Consider the following 1887-nt stretch of genomic DNA (forward strand, 5'->3'; position numbering starts at 1 on the left):
TGGTTTCATCGCCCAGGTGGCCGGTGGCCCAGACGGGACCGAACTGGGGGTGGATGAAGTTGGCGCCGCGGCCCGGGTGCGGGATCTTGCCCACGTCCACCAGGCCCGCGAGCTTGCCGTCCTTGGCGTCGATCGCGGCGATCTTGTTGCTGTTGTTGGCGGCCACCATGAAGTAGCGCTTGGACGCGTCCCAGCCGCCGTCGTGCAGGAAGCGCGCCGAGCCGATTTCGGTCGTCTTGAGCGAGTCGAGGTTGGAGTAGTCCACCATCAGCGTCTGGCCGGTTTCCTTGACGTTGACGATGAATTCGGGCTTGTAGTGCGAGGCCACGATGGCGGCNATGAAGTAGCGCTTGGACGCGTCCCAGCCGCCGTCGTGCAGGAAGCGCGCCGAGCCGATTTCGGTCGTCTTGAGCGAGTCGAGGTTGGAGTAGTCCACCATCAGCGTCTGGCCGGTTTCCTTGACGTTGACGATGAATTCGGGCTTGTAGTGCGAGGCCACGATGGCGGCCACGCGCGGCTCGGGGTGGTACTCCTGCGTGTCGACGGTCATGCCGCGCGTGGAGACGATCTTCCTGGGCTCGAGCGTGTCGCCGTCCATGATCACGTACTGCGGCGGCCAGTAGGCGCCGGCGATGGCGAGCTTGTCCTCAAAACCCTTGAACTTGGAGGTGTCGACCGAGCGGGCTTCGAGGCCGATGCGGATCTCGGCCACGTTGTCGGGCTTGGGCAGCCACAGGTCGATCATGTTGACGCGGCCGTCGCGGCCGATCACGAACAGGTAGCGGCCCGATGCCGAGGTGCGCGTGATGTGCACCGCGTAGCCGGTCTTGACGATGTTGATGATCTGCTTGGTGTCGCCGTCGATCAGCGCCACCTCGCCGGTGTCGCGCAGCGTGGTCGAGAAGATGTTGGCAATGTTGTAGCTGTTCATCTTCCTGGTGGGCCGGTCCTTGGGCGCCACCGAGACCTTCCAGGTCTTCTTCATGTCCGCCATGCTCCACTCGGGCGGCTGGGGCGGGTCTTGCTGGATGTAGCGCGCCATCAGGTCGACTTCGGCCTCCGTCATCTCGCCCGAGGTCTGCCAGTTGGGCATGCCGGCGGGCGAGCCGTAGGCGATGAACACCTTGAGGTAGTCCGTGCCCTTGGCCAGGGTCAGGTCGGGGGTCAGCGGCTTGCCGGTGGCGCCCTTGCGCAGCACGCCGTGGCAGCCGGCGCAGCGCTCGAAATAGGTCTGCCGGGCCTTGTCGAACTCGNCGTCATCTCGCCCGAGGTCTGCCAGTTGGGCATGCCGGCGGGCGAGCCGTAGGCGATGAACACCTTGAGGTAGTCCGTGCCCTTGGCCAGGGTCAGGTCGGGGGTCAGCGGCTTGCCGGTGGCGCCCTTGCGCAGCACGCCGTGGCAGCCGGCGCAGCGCTCGAAATAGGTCTGCCGGGCCTTGTCGAACTCGGCCTGCGTCATCTTGGGCGCCTTGGGGTTCACGCTCTGGTACATCGGCTCGTCCGCCAGGGGCGAGGAGCCAGCCTGGTAATTCAGCTCGGGAGCCGTGGTGCCCTCTTTGTGTTGGGCGACCACGGCCTGCTGGGCCATAGCAGCCAGAGCCAGGGTGGACATTGCCAGGGCAGCAATGCGCGCCAGCTTGTGGGTTGTCATGAAAAGACTCCTTGTGATGCCGCGGCCCGAGGTCCAAGCCCCTCCCTTGGGACCACCCGCCGTGGGCTGCGGCAATCTGGTTTCAGCGGGTTTTCCCGCATATTCCTATAGCCAGCAAGGTCATCAATTGATCCAGCGCAAACAGGCATTCGTGGTGAATTTTTAACCACATGCCGCACCGGATGGCGCAAAAAACAGGGACGAGCTCGGGCCCGCTCAGCGCTCGGGTGCGATGGC

General features: G+C 64.9%; 2 protein-coding genes. Both read right to left on the reverse strand.

Annotated elements, in window-relative coordinates; all coding sequences use genetic code 11:
• Positions 1-1198: cytochrome D1 domain-containing protein (locus tag QZH66_RS15540; protein ID WP_305806808.1), on the reverse strand; the 1198-nt coding region annotated here is incomplete at its 3' end.
• Positions 1165-1650, reverse strand: a complete 486-nt coding sequence (locus tag QZH66_RS15545) for a cytochrome c (protein WP_305806809.1) — start codon at positions 1648-1650, stop codon at positions 1165-1167. The genes QZH66_RS15540 and QZH66_RS15545, both read right to left, overlap by 34 nt.
• Between the last annotated feature and the right edge of the window lie 237 nt (positions 1651-1887).

The sequence above is a fragment of the Stenotrophomonas sp. YIM B06876 genome (genome assembly GCF_030711595.1).
Lineage (GTDB): Bacteria > Pseudomonadota > Gammaproteobacteria > Xanthomonadales > Xanthomonadaceae > Stenotrophomonas.